General features: G+C 30.3%; 18 protein-coding genes. 17 read left to right on the top strand and 1 reads right to left on the bottom strand.

The features are described from left to right. The first annotated feature begins 279 nt into the window (after positions 1 to 279). The 11 genes from smc (at position 280) to BM384_RS02410 (ending at position 10,586) form a co-directional block, all read left to right on the top strand. Complete coding sequence (smc, locus tag BM384_RS02460) at positions 280 to 3,834, top strand: chromosome segregation protein SMC (RefSeq protein ID WP_090010620.1); 3,555 nt, start codon at positions 280 to 282, stop codon at positions 3,832 to 3,834. Between the two features lie 16 nt (positions 3,835 to 3,850). After that, on the top strand, positions 3,851 to 4,759 hold the full coding sequence (ftsY, locus tag BM384_RS02455; protein WP_090010617.1) for a signal recognition particle-docking protein FtsY: 909 nt from the start codon (positions 3,851 to 3,853) through the stop codon (positions 4,757 to 4,759). 83 nt (positions 4,760 to 4,842) lie between these two features. Then, positions 4,843 to 5,172, top strand: coding sequence for a putative DNA-binding protein (locus BM384_RS02450; protein WP_090010614.1), 330 nt, complete (start codon positions 4,843 to 4,845; stop codon positions 5,170 to 5,172). Positions 5,173 to 5,190: 18 nt separating this feature from the next. Further along, a complete protein-coding gene (gene ffh / locus BM384_RS02445) occupies positions 5,191 to 6,546 on the top strand; it encodes a signal recognition particle protein (RefSeq protein ID WP_090010611.1) in 1,356 nt (451 codons plus the stop codon). A gap of 38 nt (positions 6,547 to 6,584) precedes the next feature. Beyond that, complete coding sequence (gene rpsP, locus BM384_RS02440; protein WP_090010608.1) at positions 6,585 to 6,830, top strand: 30S ribosomal protein S16; 246 nt, start codon at positions 6,585 to 6,587, stop codon at positions 6,828 to 6,830. A gap of 46 nt (positions 6,831 to 6,876) precedes the next feature. After that, positions 6,877 to 7,104, top strand: a complete 228-nt coding sequence (locus BM384_RS02435) for a KH domain-containing protein (protein WP_090010605.1) — start codon at positions 6,877 to 6,879, stop codon at positions 7,102 to 7,104. A 58-nt stretch (positions 7,105 to 7,162) separates the two neighbouring features. Beyond that, positions 7,163 to 7,663 carry a ribosome maturation factor RimM gene (gene rimM / locus BM384_RS02430; RefSeq protein WP_090010600.1) on the top strand — a complete coding sequence of 167 codons (501 nt, stop codon included), beginning with the start codon at positions 7,163 to 7,165 and terminating at the stop codon, positions 7,661 to 7,663. Next, on the top strand, positions 7,653 to 8,369 hold the full coding sequence (trmD, locus tag BM384_RS02425) for a tRNA (guanosine(37)-N1)-methyltransferase TrmD (protein ID WP_090010598.1): 717 nt from the start codon (positions 7,653 to 7,655) through the stop codon (positions 8,367 to 8,369). Before rimM ends, trmD begins: the two co-directional genes overlap by 11 nt. A 115-nt stretch (positions 8,370 to 8,484) precedes the next feature. Continuing rightward, a complete protein-coding gene (gene rplS / locus BM384_RS02420) occupies positions 8,485 to 8,832 on the top strand; it encodes a 50S ribosomal protein L19 (protein ID WP_090010597.1) in 348 nt (115 codons plus the stop codon). 83 nt (positions 8,833 to 8,915) lie between these two features. Further along, entirely contained in the window at positions 8,916 to 9,758 is an 843-nt protein-coding gene (gene ylqF, locus BM384_RS02415) for a ribosome biogenesis GTPase YlqF (RefSeq protein WP_090010594.1), read from the top strand. Positions 9,759 to 9,779: 21 nt separating this feature from the next. After that, the gene (locus BM384_RS02410; protein WP_090010592.1) at positions 9,780 to 10,586 is read left to right on the top strand and encodes a ribonuclease HII; all 807 of its coding nucleotides are present in this window, start codon (positions 9,780 to 9,782) and stop codon (positions 10,584 to 10,586) included. A gap of 134 nt (positions 10,587 to 10,720) precedes the next feature. Here the strand turns inward: BM384_RS02410 and BM384_RS02405 are convergent, their stop codons facing one another. Then, a complete protein-coding gene (locus tag BM384_RS02405) occupies positions 10,721 to 11,083 on the bottom strand; it encodes a YraN family protein (RefSeq protein WP_090010589.1) in 363 nt (120 codons plus the stop codon). A gap of 104 nt (positions 11,084 to 11,187) precedes the next feature. Between BM384_RS02405 and BM384_RS02400 the strand changes: the two genes are divergently transcribed. The 6 genes from BM384_RS02400 to tsf all read left to right on the top strand — a co-directional run bounded on the left by BM384_RS02400 (position 11,188) and on the right by tsf (position 19,047). Beyond that, the gene (locus BM384_RS02400) at positions 11,188 to 12,714 is read left to right on the top strand and encodes a YifB family Mg chelatase-like AAA ATPase (RefSeq protein WP_090010586.1); all 1,527 of its coding nucleotides are present in this window, start codon (positions 11,188 to 11,190) and stop codon (positions 12,712 to 12,714) included. Between the two features lie 16 nt (positions 12,715 to 12,730). Next, positions 12,731 to 13,771 (top strand): DNA-processing protein DprA, encoded by a 1,041-nt coding sequence (dprA, locus tag BM384_RS02395; RefSeq protein WP_090010583.1) that lies wholly within the window; start codon positions 12,731 to 12,733, stop codon positions 13,769 to 13,771. 59 nt (positions 13,772 to 13,830) lie between these two features. Next, a complete protein-coding gene (gene topA, locus BM384_RS02390; protein WP_090010580.1) occupies positions 13,831 to 15,924 on the top strand; it encodes a type I DNA topoisomerase in 2,094 nt (697 codons plus the stop codon). A gap of 245 nt (positions 15,925 to 16,169) precedes the next feature. Continuing rightward, entirely contained in the window at positions 16,170 to 16,946 is a 777-nt protein-coding gene (gene codY, locus BM384_RS02385) for a GTP-sensing pleiotropic transcriptional regulator CodY (RefSeq protein ID WP_090010577.1), read from the top strand. A gap of 395 nt (positions 16,947 to 17,341) precedes the next feature. Beyond that, the gene (gene rpsB / locus BM384_RS02380) at positions 17,342 to 18,043 is read left to right on the top strand and encodes a 30S ribosomal protein S2 (RefSeq protein ID WP_090010574.1); all 702 of its coding nucleotides are present in this window, start codon (positions 17,342 to 17,344) and stop codon (positions 18,041 to 18,043) included. Between the two features lie 95 nt (positions 18,044 to 18,138). After that, positions 18,139 to 19,047 (top strand): translation elongation factor Ts, encoded by a 909-nt coding sequence (gene tsf, locus BM384_RS02375; RefSeq protein WP_090010569.1) that lies wholly within the window; start codon positions 18,139 to 18,141, stop codon positions 19,045 to 19,047. The last annotated feature ends 317 nt before the right edge of the window (positions 19,048 to 19,364 follow it).

Here is a 19,364-nt window from a genome sequence, read left to right as displayed (position 1 = left end):
ATGGTATAGAAATTAAGTTCTTTTGTTTCTTGAAGCGTGGAGAATATATTTTTGTCATGGCTTTAATAAGTCTTAAATGATAAAAAAAGTTTATTCTCTACGCTTTTTAATTGAAATTAATTTTGTTTTACTATAAACTTAGAATGATAGATATAGGAGATGAGTTTTATGAAAAAGAAAACAAGGGAAAAAATGATGTATATAATAGCAATAATTATGGTAATCATTTTTCTAGTAAGTTTTATACCAGTTATATTATTTTATTAAGGAGTGGATGAAGTGTTTTTAAAGTCTCTTGAGATAAGAGGATTTAAATCCTTTGCAGATAAAACAGAATTGAAATTTACAAAGGGTGTTACGGCTGTTGTTGGCCCTAATGGAAGTGGGAAAAGTAATATATCAGATTCTGTAAGATGGGTTTTAGGAGAGCAGAGTGTAAAAACTCTTAGAGGAGGCAAGATGGAAGATGTCATCTTTGCAGGTACACAATTTAGAAAGCCTGTAGGTCTTGCGCAAGTATCATTAACCCTAAATAATGAAGATGGAGCTCTTGCTTCTGATTACAATGAAATAACAATTTCAAGGAGAATATTCCGCTCGGGAGAAAATGAATACTTAATCAATGGTACTAAGTGTCGATTAAAGGATATCACTCAGTTATTTATGGATACAGGTATAGGGAAAGAAGGATATTCTTTAATAGGACAAGGTAAAATAGAAGCAATATTAAGTGGAAAGCCTGAGGATAGAAGAGCTCTTCTTGAGGAAGCGGCAGGTATTGTAAAATACAAGTCGAGAAAAGAAGAAGCTGAAAAGAAGCTTAGTAATACTGATAATAATCTTGTAAGAATTAATGATATATTATCAACTTATGAGGAAAGACTTGAACCCTTAAGAATTGAAAGAGAAAAAGCATTACAATATAATGAAATATCTAATGAATTAAAGGAAAAAGAAGTATCTATATTAGTAAGTAATATTAAAATGTTAGATAAGACATTAGAGGATTTTGAAAAAGATGTAAATGCTAGAAAGTTAAGTTTAGAAGGTAAGAGAAAAGAATTACTAAATAATAAGGAAAAATTAAAGGAACTAGAAAAGAATATTGAAGATTTAGAGAATAAAACTTCAGAGGACAGAAAATTATATTATGAAAAGAAGAATAGTATTTCTGTTATTTCTAAAGATATAGAGGTTTATAGAGAAAGAATTAATAATTTAACTTCATATATAGAAAAGAATTATCTTGTCTTTGAAGAATTAAAGAGTAAGACAGAAGTTTTACAAGGTGAATTAAAAGAAGCTAAAGAAGAACTTGAAAAAAGTTTAAAGGATAAGGAAACTAAGGACGAAGAAATTAATTCTTTAGAAAATAGTAATAAAGACTTTATAGATAATATTTTTAAGATAGAACAGGAAATTAAAGCTCTAAAGGATGAAGAATATGAGCTTATTACAAGTTCCTCTGAAATAAGCAAAAGCATATCTCTTATGGAAAAGGATTTGAAAGTTAAAAAAGAGAGAAATGAAATAGCTAAAGCATCTATTGTATCAACAGAAGGTAATATTAAAATAAATGCAGCAACTATAGAAAGTTTAGATAAAACTCTTTTAAATAATAGAGATGAAATTAAATTATTAGAGGAGGATATTGTATCTAAAAAGAAGAATATTGGAGTATTTCATTCTAAAATTAATAAAAAAGAAAATGAAATAAAGCTTAAAAATAAATCTATTAATGAGATGGAAGCTAATAAAAATATGCTATCTAACCTTGAAAAGCATTATGAAGGATATAACAGAACTGTTAAGGTATTAATGGAAAGAATAAATAAGGGTGCGGTTTCAAATGCTGAAGGTACTAAAGTAATTGGTGAAATATTTAAAGTAGATAAAAAATATGAAGTTGCAGTTGAAATAGCCTTAGGTGCAGGAATATCTAATATTATTACTGAAAATGATAAAATAGCAAAGGATCTTATTATTTACTTAAAGAAAAACAATCTTGGAAGAGCAACGTTCCTTCCTTTAAACAATATTAGAGGAAATAAGCTAAATGTTGATGAAAAAATTAAAAAAATGTCAGGATATTTAGGTATAGCAAGTGATGTGGTTACATTCTCTGAAAAATATGAAAAAGCTATAAATAATATGCTAGGAAGAACAATAGTAGCAGAAGACATGGACTCTGCACTAAAAATATCAAAGCAAAGCAATAATAGCTATAGAATAGTTACTCTTGAAGGTGAAATTATTGCACCAGGAGGAGCTTTGACAGGAGGAAGTATTTACGCTAAGCATACTAATATCTTAGGAAGAAAAAGAGAAATTGAAGAATTGGGCTTAAATATTACAAAGAATAAAGAAGAATTAGAAAAGCTATCAAATGAGTTAGAAGCTTTAAAGTTAAGTGCAAAGAATCTTGATGAAGAAATTTTAAATAATAGAGATGAAATTCACTTTAAGAATATTGAAAATACAAAGTTAGAAAGTAAGATTTCAGCTTTAAAAAATGAAATAAATAGATTAAAGTATACCTATGATAACTTTAAAAATGAAATTACAAAGAATAATTCTGATATAGAAAAAATAAACATATTAATTAATGAAAAAAATAAAGATTTAACTAATATAGATGAAGTTAAAAAAGCTAATGATAAAAAAGCTTTAGAATTAGAAGAATCTTTAGAAAAGCATAGAAGTAAATCTGAAACAGTAAGAAATAAACTTACTGATTTAAAGGTAGAAAAGGCTGCTTTGGATGAAGTTCTTGTAAGTAAAGGTAATGAAATTGCTAGAATTAGCTCTGATATAGAAAATAATGCTTTAAAACTTAAAGAAATTGAAAAAGAAAATGCAGAAAATAAAGAGGACATAAGAGGTTTAGAAGAAAGTTCTATATTTAAGAAAGAAGAAATTGAAAATATAGAAAAGCAATTAAAGGAACTTGAAAGTGGTTTTACAAATAGTGAAATTCAAAAGGGTAAGCTTAAGGATGAATTTAATAAGAAGGATAGTTTTATTAATGAATCTTTAGATATAATAAATAAAGAAGAGGCTGAACTTAATAAAAAAGAAGTTTTAAAGACTAGAAGTCAGGTTGAAAAAGAAAATCTTTATAATAGATTAAATGAAGAGATGGACTTAACCTTTGCTGAAGCTAAAGAAATAGCTGTTGAAGTTCAAGATGTAACTGCTTTTAAGGAAAGAATTTCAGTTCTTAAAAGAAAAATAACTTCTTTAGGGGTAGTGAATCTTGCTGCAATAGAAGAATATGAAGAAATTAAAGAAAAGTTTGAATTTATGTCAGGACAAAAGGAAGACTTAGAAAAGGCAAAAGAAGAACTTTTTAGTGTAATTAATGAAATGACAGATAAAATGAAGGTTCTATTTAAAGAAAACTTCAAGATTCTTAATAAAAACTTCAATGAAACCTTTAGAGATTTGTTTAAAGGGGGAAGTGCAGAGCTTATATTAGCTGAAGGTGATGAACTTAGTGCTAATATAGATATAAATGTAGAGCCGCCAGGAAAAAGACTTCAAAATATAAATCTTATGTCTGGTGGAGAAAAAGTATTATCTGCTATAGCACTACTTTTTGCTATTTTAAAAATGAAACCTACTCCATTTTGTATTTTAGATGAAATAGAAGCTGCCCTTGATGATGCTAATGTTTATAGATATGCAGAATTTTTAAAGGAATTTTCAAAGGGAACTCAATTTATTGTTATAACCCATAGAAAAGGTACTATGGAAGCTAGTGATGTTATGTATGGTGTTACTATGGAGGAAAAAGGTATATCAAAAGTTGTGTCAGTAGACTTAAATAAATAAACTAGGAGGATATAATATGTTTGGAAAATTTTTTAATAAACTTAAGACAGGATTAAGTAAAACTAGAGATGGGTTAACAGATAAAATAAATGAAGCCTTAAATCTAGCTGTAACAATTGATGATGATTTATATGAGGAATTAGAAGAAATTCTTATAACGTCAGATATTGGTATGGATACAACTATGGACCTTATAGATAGATTAAAAAATAAAATAAGAAAAGAAAAGATTAATGATACAGAAATGGTTTTTCCAGCTCTTAGAGAAGTAATAAAAGAAATGCTTTTAGAAGGTGAAGAGGATATTAAGCATGAAGATAAAAAAGTTATGCTTATTATAGGAGTTAATGGAGTAGGAAAAACTACATCTATAGGAAAGCTTGCAGCTAAAAATAAGGCGGAAGGCAAAAAGGTTTTACTTGCAGCTGCAGATACATTTAGAGCAGCAGCTATAGATCAACTTGATGTTTGGAGCAATAGAGCTGGAGTTGATATAGTAAAACATGAAGAAGGTTCAGACCCAGCTGCAGTTGTATTTGATGCAATTCAAGCTTCTAAGGCTAGAAATGTTGATCTTTTAATTTGTGATACTGCAGGAAGACTTCATAATAAGAAGAACTTAATGAATGAGCTTTCTAAGATTAATAGAATTATTGATAGAGAATATGGTGAAGATAATAAAGAAACTTTACTAGTGCTAGATGGAACAACAGGACAAAATGCAGTTATTCAAGCTAAACAATTTATGGAGGCATGTCCTATAGACGGTATCATATTAACTAAGTTAGATGGTACTGCAAAGGGTGGAGTTGTTTTATCAATTAAGCAAGCTTTAAATATACCTGTTAGATATATAGGTGTTGGAGAAGGCGTTGATGACTTACAAGAATTTGATGCTGAAAGCTTTGCAGAAGCAGTAATTTAAATATTTTTTTAAGGTGTTAAGTAAAAATACTTGACACCCTTATAGAAATTTGATATCATCTCTTTTGTGGGTAAGGTGATTAGATGGAAGATAGAGTTGAAATTTCATTGTTAATGGACTGCTATAGTACATTATTAACTGAAAAGCAACGTAACATCATGGAGCTTTATTATAATGAGGATTTATCCTTAGCTGAAATAGCTGAACTGAATAACACAAGCCGTCAAGCTATCCATGATTTAACCAAAAGGTGTTACAAGTTACTTTTATCCTATGAGAGTAAGCTTAACTTACTTCAAAAGAGTATGAATCGTGAAAATAAAATTATGGATCTTTTAGAGTTTTTAAAAGATAAAACTTCCCTTGAAGAAGATGAATTAGAAATGTTCAAGGAAAAGTTAGAAGATTTATAGTAATTTAGGAGGTTTGGTATGGCTTTTGAAGGTTTAGCAGAAAAGCTTCAAGGTACCTTGAAAAAATTAAGAGGTAAAGGTAAGCTTAATGAAAAAGATATTAAAGAAGCTATGAGAGAGGTAAAACTTGCACTTTTAGAAGCAGATGTTAATTACAAAGTTGTTAAAAAATTTGTAAAGAACGTCAGTGAAAAATGTGTTGGAGGAGATGTATTAGAAAGTCTAACTCCAGGACAGCAGGTTGTTAAAATTGTTAATGATGAGCTTACAGCTCTTATGGGTGGTACTGAAAGCAAACTTGATTTTGCAGGTGTCGGTCCAACAGTGATAATGCTAGTAGGACTTCAAGGGGCTGGTAAAACTACAATGTGTGGTAAATTAGCACTTGAACTTAGAAAACATAATAAAAAGCCGCTTTTAGTAGCTTGTGATATATATAGACCAGCAGCTATAAAGCAGTTGCAGGTAGTAGGAAAACAGATTGATATTCCTGTATTTACAATGGGAGACAAGGTATCTCCGGTTGATATTTCAAAGGCTGCAATAAAGCAAGCAAGAGAAAATGGAAACAATGTTGTAATTATAGATACAGCTGGTAGACTACATATTGATGAAGATCTTATGCAAGAGCTTAAAGATATAAAGGAAGCTGTTAATCCAAATGAAATTCTTTTAGTTGTTGACTCAATGACTGGTCAGGATGCAGTAAATGTTGCAGAAAGTTTTAATAATGAACTTGATGTTTCAGGTGTAATTCTTACTAAGTTAGATGGTGATACAAGAGGTGGTGCTGCTTTATCAATTAGAAGCATTACTGAAAAGCCAATTAAGTACATCGGTGTCGGTGAAAAAATGAATGACTTTGAAGTATTCCATCCAGAAAGAATGGCTTCAAGAATATTAGGTATGGGTGATGTATTATCTTTAATAGAAAAGGCACAGGAAGCTATTGATGAAAAAGAAGCTGGTGACTTAGCTAAGAAGATGATGGGCTCTGAACTTAATTTTGAAGATTATTTAACAGCAATGGCTCAAATGAAGAAGTTAGGACCTCTAAATAAGATAATGGAAATGATCCCTGGAGTTGATTCTAAAGCTTTAGGTCAAGTTGACATGGAAAAAGGCGAAAAAGAGATGGCCAAAATGGAGGCAATAATTTATTCAATGACAATTAAGGAGAGAAGAAATCCTTTATTAGTTATTGGTTCTTCATCAAGAAAAAAGAGAATTGCACTAGGTGCAGGAACAACAATACAAGAAGTTAACAAACTTATTAAAGGTTATGAAATGATGAAAAAGAACATGAAGCAGTTTAAGTCATTGACTAAGAAATCTAAAAAAGGTTTATTTGGTAAATTACCTTTCATGAGTTAATATAAATATTATTATCCTTTGAAGGAGGTGAAATAGACATGGCAGTTAAAATAAGACTTAGAAGAATGGGTGCTAAGAAAGCTCCTTTCTACAGAATAGTAGTTGCTGATTCAAGAAGCCCAAGAGATGGTAGATTCGTAGAAGAAATCGGATACTACAACCCAGTAGTTAAACCAGTTGAAGTTAAAATCAACGAAGAAAAAGCTACTGAATGGTTAAAGAAGGGTGCTCAACCTACAGATGTAGTTAAGAGACTTTTCGACCAAGCAGGCCTTAACAAGTAATTTTTGGAGGTGAATTCTGTAAATAAATTTTATTTACAGGCACTACATGAAAGAATTAGTTGAGATAATTGCCAAGTCTTTAGTTGATAATCCAGAAGAAGTTCATGTAAATGAAGTTGAAAAGGAAAATGTAATTGTTCTAGAATTACAAGTAGCTAAAGAAGACACTGGAAAAGTTATTGGCAAGCAGGGAAAAATAGCTAAGGCTATTAGAACTGTAGTAAAGGCAGCAGCAATAAAGGAAGAAAAAAAAGTATTAGTAGAGATAATCTAGGAAGAGTTAGGTGTAACCTAACTCTTTTTCTACATTCATAAAATCGAGGTGAAATAGCATGGAAAATGAATTTTTTAATGTAGGGCAGATAGTTAACACTCATGGAATTAAAGGTGAAGTGAAGGTACTATGTCTTACTGATAATAAAGAAAACTTTAAAAGATATGAAAAGGTTCTTATTGATGACGAGTATTATAATATTTTAGGAGTAAAGTTCCAAAAGGATAGAGTTATCCTAAAATTAGAAGGAATAGATGATATGAATACTGCTGAAACATTTAAGCAGAAGTATGTTAAAGTTCCAAGAGATGAAGAACCAGAATTAGATGAAGATACTTATTATGTAGTAGATCTTATAGGATGTACAGTTTATGATACTGAAGATAATGATTTAGGAAAGATATATGATGTTATTGAAACTAAAAATAATGATGTATATTGGATAAGAAAGCCTAAAGAATTACTTATACCAGTATTAGAAGATATAGTATTAGATATTGATATAGAAAATAAGAAGATAATAATAAAACCAGTAGGAGAATGGATGGATGAAGATTAGTGTATTAACCCTTTTTCCAGAAATGTTTTCTATTTTTGATAATTCTATAATTGGAAGAGCAAAAGAAAAGGGTATAGTTGAAATGGAATATTTAAATATAAGAGATTATACCTTAAATAAACATAATAAGGTTGATGATTACCCTTATGGTGGCGGTGCAGGTATGGTTATGGCTGCACAGCCTGTTGTAGATACAATAAGAGCATGTAAAAAAAATAATAAAGGAAAAGTTATTTTTTTAGGACCAAGAGGTAAAACATTTAATCAGGAAGTTGCGAAGGAATTATCAAAGGAAGATGAACTGATTTTCTTATGCGGACACTATGAAGGTATAGATGAAAGAGCTTATAAGTATATAGATATGGAAATTTCTTTAGGAGACTTTATTTTAACAGGAGGAGAAATGGCAGCGGTTCCTGTTATTGATTCTGTATTAAGGCTTATCCCAGGCGTTCTTGGAAAGGCAGAAAGCTATATGGAAGAATCTTATTCTGATGGGCTTTTAGAGTATCCTCAGTATACAAGACCTGAAAATTTTGAAGGTGATGAAGTTCCTAAGGTTCTTTTATCAGGACATCATGAAAACATTCGTAAGTGGAGAAGAAAACAGTCTCTTTTAATTACAAAGGAAAGAAGAAGTGATTTGTACAAAAAAGTACAATTATCTAAGGAAGATATTAAAATTCTTAAAAATAATAATTTATAATCTTGCAGAAATTTGTGTATTGTGATAAAATACACTTTGTGCTAGTACCGGCGCTCCTCTGCTGAACTTAGGCTTCGGTAAGAACGTCAAAAATAGATTTAAGGAGGAATGCACAATGAACGAAATATTAAGACAAATAGAACAAGAACAAATCAGAACTGATTTACCAAGCTTCAATGTTGGAGATAACGTAAGAGTTCACGTTAGAATTAAAGAAGGTAACAGAGAAAGAGTTCAAGCTTTCGAAGGAACTGTAATTAAGAAACAAAACGGTGGTTTAAGAGAAACTTTCACAGTAAGAAGAGTTGCTTACGGAACTGGTGTTGAAAGAACATTCCCACTAAACGCTCCAATTATAGAAAAGATTGAAGTTACTAGAAGAGGTAAAGTAAGAAGAGCTAAATTATACTACTTAAGAGATAGAGTAGGTAAGGCTGCTAAGGTTAAAGAATTATTAAGATAATTTATATAATCTTTTAGAGGGGGTTACATCATTGTTATTATGATGTAGCCCTTTTTAAATTAAAAAAATAGGAGGAATTATTTATGGCTATAAACTGGTTTCCAGGGCATATGAAAAAGACTCAGCGTGAAATAAAAGAAAATTTAAAACTTGTAGACGCAGTAATAGAAATTAGAGATGCTAGAATTCCTAAAAGTTCAGCAAATCCTGATATAGATAAATTAGTTGGAAATAAACCAAGAATAATTTTATTAAATAAATGCGATCTTTCTGAAAAGAATGCAACAAAAGCTTGGATAAAACATTTATCATCTAATAATGTAAAGGTATTAGAGGTAAACTGTTTAAAAGGTATAGGAACAAATGCTATTAAACCAGCATTAATGGAACTATTAAAAGAAAAACATGATAGACTTAGAGCTAAGGGAATGGTTAAAATAACTACTAGAGTTATGGTAGTTGGTATTCCTAACTGTGGTAAGTCTACATTTATAAATAAAATGGCTAGAAATACTATAGCTAAAACTGGTGATAGACCAGGTGTAACTAAAAATAAACAATGGATAAAAACATCTCTTGGTATAGAGCTTTTAGATACTCCTGGAGTATTATGGCCTAAGTTTGAAGATGATGAAACTGCTTTAAACTTAGCTTTTACAGGAGCTATAAAGGATGAAATAATGGATATAGAAGAACTTGCATATAAGCTAGTAGAAAGACTTCAAACATTTTATCCAGAAAAGCTTAAAGAAAGATATAAGATAGATGAAGTTTTTGAAAATCCTTTAGATACATTAGATGCCATTGCACTAAAGAGAGGCTGTATAATGAAAGGAAAGGCTATAGACTATACAAGAATAGCTGTTATATTACTAGATGAATTTAGAGGCGGTAAAATCGGAAATATCACATTAGAACGTCCTTAAAAGAAAAGGGGAATAGTTAAAATGTTTATTGAGAACTTGTCTTCTTTAAATTATAAAGAAGTAAAGAATATTGTAGATGAAATTGATATAGAAAAAGAATATAACAAAGAGGGCTTTAATAACCTTGTTTTAGAACTAAAAGAAGATAAAAGAAAGAATGTAGCTTCCTTAGGAGAAAAGCTTATGAAAAATAAAGCTAAGATTGAAAAGGAAGTAAAAAGAGTAAAGGCCATGTATGCCTTTGATAAGTCTTTTGGAAACTACAAATATGTAGCAGGTGTAGATGAAGTAGGTCGTGGACCTTTAGCAGGACCTATAGCTGCATGTGCTGTTATATTAAATGAAGCTGATTTAGACGAAAATCTTATTCTTTGGATTAATGACTCTAAAAAGTTATCTAAAAAAAAGAGAGAAGAATTAGCTGGAATAATTAAAGAGAAGGCATTAGCTTATCATATTGCTGTATGTGATAACGAAGAAATTGACAAACTTGGTATTGGTTATGCTAATAACAAGGTGTTTTTAGATGCCTGCAATAATCTTGAAATAAAACCTGATTTAGTTTTATCAGATGGATATCTAGTTAAAAATATAGAACTACAGAATAAATCTGTTATTAAAGGAGATACTAAAAGTGCGGCTATTGCAGCAGCATCAATAGTAGCTAAGGTTTATAGAGATAATTTAATGAAAGAATATGCTAAAAAATATACATATTATGATTTTGAAAATAATGCTGGATACGGAACAATGAAGCATATTGAAGGATTAAAGGAACATGGTCCATCAAAAATACATAGACAAAGCTTTTTAACAAAAATTCTTTAGTAAAAAAGAAACTACATTTCTTGAGTGTGGTTTCTTTTTTATACAATCTTTTAATATTAATAGGCGTTATAATGCAAGGAAATAGTGTGAAAACTTTTGTTATCTTTTTTATATTAATTTATAAATAAATATGTTTAGAAAGCATTTTCTGTATGGTTGATTTTATATTTATTATTGTAATAGTTTAGGGTAATTTCAATTACATCAAATCTTATGTTAATATTCCTTATTTTATTTATGTAAAGATAGTATGAGGCAGTGTTTTTTATGGTACGAATTTTTGAAAAGGTTATAGCTTCACAAGGGTGTCCAAAGTCTAGAGAATATCTGCTTTTAACCTCTGTAAATACAATTATATTATCTATTTTAGAGATTATATCTATTTCTCCATGAGCATTTCTAAAATTTCTTTTAAGGATTAAATGGTTCTTCTTACTTAAAAAATCACATGCTAGATTCTCACCATAGTTACCTATGTTTTTATTTTCTTTTTTCATTTTACACCTCCATTGATTAAATATTAGAAATATTGCCTAGAATATAAAAAAATAAACATTGTCTATGTAAATAAGTTTTATTTTAGTAAAAGGAGGAGTTTGATGTGGCAGTAAAAATATATAGTGCTACTTATGTGGAGCTTCAGGGAAAGATTATTGAAGTGGAAGTTGATATTTTAAGGGGAATGCCTAGTTTTCAAATTGTAGGTCTTCCAGATGCATCAGTAAAGGAGGCAAAGGAAAGAGTAAGATCTGCTATTATTAATAGCGGTTTTGAATTTCCCTTAGGAAGAATAACAATAAATTTAGCTCCGGCAGATGTAAGAAAAATAGGATCTTTACTTGATTTACCTATTGCTCTTGGTATTTTAATAGAAACAGGTCAAGTTAGAAAAAATGAAATTGAAAATTATATATGTTTTGGTGAGCTATCATTAATGGGATATATAAAAGAGGTTAGGGGAACTCTACCTATTATTATTGATGGCATAGAAAATAATTTTAAAAGTTTTATATTTCCATATAAAAATATAAATGAAGCTAAATATATAGAAGAAGGACTATATTATCCTTTTGAAAGTTTGAAAGAAGTAGTTTCTTTTATAAATTATAATGATATTCTTCCTTATGACGACTTTGAAGAGCTAAAGGAAAATGAGGAAGAACAAAGTAACTTTGATAATATAATTGGTCAAGAATATGCGAAAAGAGCCCTTATGATAGCTGCAGCCGGAAAGCATAACATAATTTTATATGGCAGTACAGGAGTTGGGAAAACTATGCTTGCAGAATCTCTTCCATCTATAATGCCTAAGCTTTCAAAATTAGAAGAGATTGAAATTGCAAAAATATATAGTATAAGTGGTCTTTTTGAAGAAGGTAAAAAAATTAGTATGCCCTTTAGAAAACCTCATCATACAGCTAGTGTATGTTCTATTGCAGGTGGAGGTAGAAACTTGAGGGCTGGAGAAGTTACTCTTGCTCATAAAGGAGTTTTGTTTTTAGATGAACTTTTGGAATTCAAAAAGGAAGTTATTGAGGTTTTAAGAGAACCTCTAGAAAATAAATATATACATATAAACAGGTTACATAATAATGTGGTTCTTCCTTCTGATTTCCTTATGGTAGGAGCTTTTAATCTTTGTCCCTGTGGTATGAAAAGTCTAGATTTTAAAGGATATGATAAGTGTACTTGTAGTGATGTGCAGGTTAGTAGATATTTAAATAAAATGTCTAAAGCAGTAAAGGATAGAATAGATATTTATGCTTATGTGCCTTCTATTGAATATAAGAACATAAAGAATAAAAAAGATAACTATACTTCCATAAAAATGAAAGAAAAAGTAGAAAAAGTACGACAAATTCAAAATGAGAGATTTAAGGGAACTAATTATAATTACAATTCTGATATAAAAGGAAAAGATATATATGAATTATGTAGAGTGGGAAAAAAATGCAGAGAATTATTAAAGAACTATTTTGAGACTTCTGCTCCATCTATGAGGGCTTATGGTAAAGTTATTAAGCTAGCTAGAACCATTTCAGATTTAGAATCTCAAAAGGATATAAGTGAGGGAAGTATAATAGAAGCTCTTAGTTATAGAAAAGATTATAATGGTGAAATTATATAAAAGGGGTAGACATTTTATGAAATATAAGATATGGTTATTAATGTTAAATGTAAATGATTGTTTAAAAATCGAATTGATAAAGAAATACAAAAATGAGTGTGAAATTTATAAAAAAATCTATAAAATACTTCCTGAATTTAATTTGAAACAGGAGTATATTAAAGAAAATGAATTAGAAAAAGCTTTGGAAGTTTCAGAGTGGATTTTAAATAATAATGTTGGGTTTATTACATATTTTGATGAAGAGTATCCAGAAGAACTTAAGAATATTGATAATCCTCCTTATGGATTATTTTATAAGGGAAATATAAAAATTTTAAAAGATAGAAAGGTAGCAATTGTAGGTTCTCGCAGTTGTTCACAGTATGGATTAGAAATAACAAAACTATTGACAAAAGAATTAATAAGCTTTAATATCACAATCATAAGCGGAGGTGCAAAAGGAATTGATTCTTGTGCACACAAAACATGTGTTGAAAGTTCAGGGAAAACAGTAGTAGTATTAGGGTGTGGAATAGATATTATATATCCATCAGTAAATAAAAGATTATTTGATGAAGTTTTAAAAGATGGACTTATAATAACAGAATTTATACCTGGTACTAAACCTTTAAAATACAATTTTCCAAGAAGAAATAGAATTATAAGTGGACTTAGTGAAACTATAATAGTTGCAGAAGCATCTGAAAAAAGCGGATCTTTAATAACAGCAGGAATTGCAGCAGAACAAAATAAAAATGTTATGGCTATTCCAGGAACAGTTTTTTCAAAAAGCAGTCTAGGGTGCAATAAGCTTATTAGAGATGGCGCGCAGATATTTTCTGAAATGGAAGATTTGAGAACATTATTAAATTTGACATGTGAAAATAAGGAAAGAATAATATCGCCAATTAAGCAAAAGATATTATCAATAGTATCTAATGAACCAATGCATATAGATGAAATTGTAAGTAAGACCTTTATTGACAGAGAAGCAATATTTAATGTATTATTTGATATGCAAATTAGAAAAGAAATAATTAGCCTTCCTGGCAATTATTACGCGAAGATTATTTAGTAAAAGATTATTTGATATAACAAGGGGGTGAAGACTCCAGGACAACATGGAGTTTTTATATGGGTCAAAAATTAGTTATAGTAGAGTCGCCGGCAAAGGCGAAAACAATTGCAAAGTATTTAGGAAAAAATTATACCGTTGAAGCATCAATGGGGCATGTAAGAGACCTGCCAAAAAGTAAATTAGGCGTTGATATAGATGATAACTTTACTCCAAAGTACATAACTATAAGAGGTAAAGGAGAACTAATTGATAAGTTAAGAAAGTTAGCTAAAAAAGCTGATAAAGTATATCTTGCAACTGACCCTGACCGTGAGGGAGAAGCAATATCATGGCACTTGGCAAATATATTAAAAATTGATGAAGACCAAGCATGCAGAATAGTTTTTAATGAAATAACAAAAACAGCTGTAAAAAGTTCCATAAAGGAAGCTAGAAAAATAAATTTAAATTTAGTTGATGCTCAGCAGGCAAGAAGAATAGTTGATAGATTAGTTGGATACGAAATAAGTCCTATTCTTTGGAGAAATGTTAAATGGGGCTTAAGTGCAGGAAGAGTTCAATCAGTTGCTTTAAGGCTTATATGTGATAGAGAAAATGAAATTAAAGCTTTTGAACCTAAAGAATACTGGACTGTTGATTGCGTAATGAAAAAGGAAAGAAAGAAATTTCCTATAAAGCTTTCAACTAAGAATGGAAAGAAAATTGAGATAAATACAAAAGAAGATGCAGACTTAATTATAAGTGATATTGAAAATGGAAAGTTTATAGTTGAGTCAATTAAAAAAGGAAACAAGAAGAAGAACCCTCTTCCACCTTTTACAACAAGTACTCTTCAGCAAGATGCAAATAAAAAGTTAAACTTCATGACAAAAAGAACTATGTCCATTGCACAGGCATTATATGAAGGTGTAGATATAAAAGGTCATGGAACAGTAGGTTTAATAACTTACATGAGAACAGACTCTGTTAGAATAGCAGATGAAGCTCAAAATACTGCATTAAAGTTTATTGAAGATGAATATGGAAAAGAATATTTACCAGAAAAACCAAGGGTTTATAAAGGTAAAAAGAATATACAAGATGCTCACGAAGCTATAAGACCTACATATATAGACATAACACCAGAAATAGCTAAAGAAAGTTTGACTTCAGAGCAATTTAAATTATATTCATTAATATGGAAAAGATTTATGGCAAGTCAAATGGCTACATGTATAATGAATACAAATTCTATTACTATAGCTAATGGAGATTATAAATTTAAGGCTAGTGGATCTACTATTGAGTTTGATGGATTTATGAAGCTATATGAATATGCAGCAAAGGAAGAAGAAGATTCAGTAACTCTTCCTAAATTAGAAGTGGACGAAGAATTAAAACCTCAATCAGTAGAAGGAGTACAACATTTTACTCAACCTCCAGCAAGATATACAGAAGCTTCTTTTGTAAAGCTTATGGAAGAAAAGGAAATAGGAAGACCAAGTACTTACGTTCCAACAATTTCTACATTATTAAGTAGAGATTATGTTAATAGAGAAAAGAAGAATCTTGTTCCTACAGAACTTGGTTTTATAGTTAATAATATTATGAGCGAATACTTTAAGCAAATTGTAGATGTTGACTTTACAGCAGATATGGAAAGAAAACTTGATGATGTTGAAGAAGGGAAGGAAGAATGGAGAGAAGTAGTCGGAGAATTCTTTGGACCATTAAAAGTTGCTTTAGATAAAGCTGAAAAGGAAGTATCCAAGGTTGTTATTGAAGATAAAGTAAGTGATGTTAAGTGTGATAAATGCGGAAGAATGATGGTTATTAAACGTGGAAGATATGGTGAATTTTTAGCATGTCCTGGATATCCAGAATGTAAAAATGTAAAGCCTATTGTAGAAGAACTTGATGTTCCGTGTCCTGAATGTGGCAAAAAAATCGTAGTTAAAAAGAGTAAGAGAGGCAAGAAATTCTACGGATGTTCAGGTTATCCAGATTGTAAGTTTGTAAGTTGGTATGAACCAGTTAAAGAAAAATGTCCAGAATGTGGTTCTTACATGGTTAAGAAGCATTCGAAAAAGGATGGAAATTATATTCAATGTTCAAATTCAGAATGTGGATATAAAAAGGAACTTCCTAAGGAAGAAAATAACGAACAATAGAGATAATACTTAAAAAATAACTCCTTATAGAATGGATCTATATAGGAGTTATAATTTTTTTAAACATGTATCAAGGTTTATCTATATGACATGGTGTAGAATAAGAGAAAATAATGTTGTAATAAGTTTTTGTGTATGATAAACTAGACATGTTAATGAATAATTTGAATATTTAAACAATTAAGCGGTTAGAATACGATAATACACGGGTAATCTATGTGGATATAATACAAGGAGGATAATTAATGCCATCATTACTTAGCAAAACAAGAAGGTTAAATAAAATAATACAAAAATCAGGAAGAGAACCAGTTGTTTTTGAGGATATATGTAAAGTACTAAGTGAAGTGCTTGAATGCAATGTATATATTGCAAGTAGAAGAGGGAAAATACTTGGATATGCATTCGAAAAAGACTTTTCATGTGACATTATGAAGAAAAAAGTTGTAGAAGAAAGAAGATTTCCAGCGGATTACAACGAAAAACTTTTAGAAAATATGGAAACCTTGGCTAATGCGCCTAATAATGGAATGTGTGTATTAGAAGGTGAAGGCGAATGCGAAATGAAGGATAAGCTTTCTACTATAGTACCTATAGTAGGAAATAGAGAAAGATTAGGAACTTTAATTTTAGCTAGATATGGAAGTAGCTTTACAGAAGATGATTTGGTAATGGTAGAATATAGTGCTACTATTGTTGGTATGGAAATGCTTAGAGCTAAACAAGACGAAATAGAAGATGAAACTAGAAAGAAAGCGGTTGTACAACTAGCTATAGGAACTTTATCTTATTCAGAACTTGAAGCAGTTGAGCATATATTTAATGAACTAGATGGAACTGAAGGGCTTTTAGTTGCTTCTAAAATAGCAGATAAAGTTGGTATAACAAGAAGCGTAATAGTTAATGCATTAAGAAAGTTTGAAAGTGCCGGAGTTATAGAATCTAGATCTTTAGGTATGAAAGGAACTCATATAAAAATCTTAAATGAAAAGCTTATTGAAGAATTAAAAAAAATTAAGTAAGAATTACTAAAATAACTGTCATAATAAATGGCAGTTATTTTTGTGCATAGAATAAAAAAACAAGGGGAACTAATAAGTATATTTTTAATATAATGATAAAAATTTTGTTATACCATAATTAAGTTTTGATAAAATAATTTGTATTTTATTATTTTATAATAAATAATGACTGTAAAATTTAATCCTTAAATAATATGAATAAAAGCAGATTGTAAAGTAATATAAATAAACTTTAAAAAATATAAAAAATCTTGTTGATAGTAAAAAAACCTTATGGTATACTATCTAAGGAAATTATTTAATACGCACACTGTCCAATGCATTTAACGGGTGCCCTAAGATTAAGGTGTTAAATGAGAATGAAGACAGTGGAGGAAAAACCAGGAGGTATGAAAATGTCAGTTATATCAATGAAACAATTATTAGAAGCTGGTGTTCACTTCGGACATCAAACAAGAAGATGGAACCCTAAAATGGCTCCATACATTTTTACAGAAAGAAACGGAATCTACATAATAGATTTACAAAAGACTGTAAAGAAAGCTAAAGAAGCTTACAACTTTATTAAAGAAGTATCAGCAGAAGGAAAAGATATCTTATTTGTTGGAACTAAGAAGCAAGCTCAAGAAGCTATCGAAGAAGAAGCAATAAGATCAAACATGCACTTCGTTAACAACAGATGGTTAGGTGGAATGTTAACTAACTTCTCTACAATAAAGACAAGAATTAAGAGAATGGAAGAAATCGAAAAGATGGAAGAAGACGGAACTTTCGAAGTACTTCCAAAGAAAGAAGTTATTAAGCTTAAGAATGACTTAGAAAAATTACAAAAGAACCTTGGCGGAATCAGAAACTTAGATGCTGAAAACGTAGGAGCAATGTTCGTTGTAGATCCAAGAAAGGAAAAGAATGCTATAGCAGAAGCTAAGATATTAGGAATTCCAGTAGTAGCTATCGTTGATACTAACTGTGATCCAGAAGAAGTTGACTATGTAATTCCAGGAAACGATGATGCTATAAGAGCCGTTAAATTAATAACTGCTAAAATGGCTGATGGAATCATCGAAGGAAGACAAGGTGAACAATTAGCTGAATAGTATTCAGAAAAAGGTAGGTGAGTTAATCTCATTTACCTTTTACCCTAAATCACATGATAAGGGTTACTTTCAAAATTAAGGAGGAATTAAATATTATGATAACTGCAAAATTAGTTAAAGAACTACGAGAAAGAACAGGTTCAGGAATGATGGACTGTAAAAAGGCTTTAACAGAAACTAATGGTGATATAGAAAAAGCAGTAGAATTCTTAAGAGAAAAAGGATTAGCTGCAGCTGCTAAGAAAGCTGGAAGAGTAGCAGCAGAAGGTCAAGTAGTTACTTACACTACTGAAGATGGAAAGACTGCTGGTATAGTAGAAGTTAACTGTGAAACTGACTTCGTTGCTGATAACGAACAATTCACAGGATTCGCTGGTAAAGTAGCTAAGTTAGTTGCTGAATCAGATGCTAACACAGTTGAAGAATTATTAGCTTTAGATTTAGAAGGAAAGACAGTTCAAGCTACACTTACTGAACTTATCGCTACATTAGGTGAAAACATGACAGTAAGAAGATTCAAGAAAGTTAGCGTTGATAACGGAGTTGTTAAGACTTATATCCACGGTGGCGGAAGAATCGGTGTTGTTGTTGAATTAGCTTGTGACACTCAAAGCGATGTAGTTGTTGATTTAGCTAAGGAATTATGCATGCAAGTAGCTGCTGCTAATCCATTATTCTTATCTAAAGAAGATGTAGATCAAGAAGCTTTAGAAAAAGAAAAAGAAATCTACAGAGTTCAAGCTTTAAATGAAGGAAAACCAGAAAAAATCGTTGAAAAAATGGTTATGGGAAGAATTCAAAAATACTATAAAGAAGTATGTTTACTTGAACAACTATGGGTTAAAGACAATGATAAGTCAATAGCTAAACTTGTTGAAGAAAAAGCTAAGGAAGTTGGTTCTCCAATAACAGTTAAGAGCTTCGTAAGATATGAAAGAGGCGAAGGAATCGAAAAAGTAGAAGAAGACTTCGCAGCTGAAGTTGCTAAGCAAATGGGTAAATAATTAAACCAAAGAGGACACTCTTAGTGTTCTCTTTTTTTGTTCGCCCAGCATGTTTGCTGAGCCGGCAGGCTGAAAGAAGCCTGCGTCGCCGTCCCGATAGGAAGACAACTCGAATGCAAGTGCGTTATTGGTAACGATAAGGTATGAAGGAAGCGCTAGAGGACATATGGAACATAACGCAAGTAAACCAAGTATTGGCTTATAAAGTGGATAACCTTGCAAAAAGTAGGAAAGTCCAAAGTTCGGTAGTTACTTTATAAGTTTTTATGGATGTGTTCATATGGGGCAGGCAAGCTTAACTGGGGAAGCCTTATATT

The sequence above is a fragment of the Clostridium sp. DSM 8431 genome, from assembly GCF_900116755.1.
Taxonomy (GTDB): domain Bacteria; phylum Bacillota; class Clostridia; order Clostridiales; family Clostridiaceae; genus Clostridium.
This window is presented reverse-complemented; position numbering and strand designations above follow the sequence as displayed.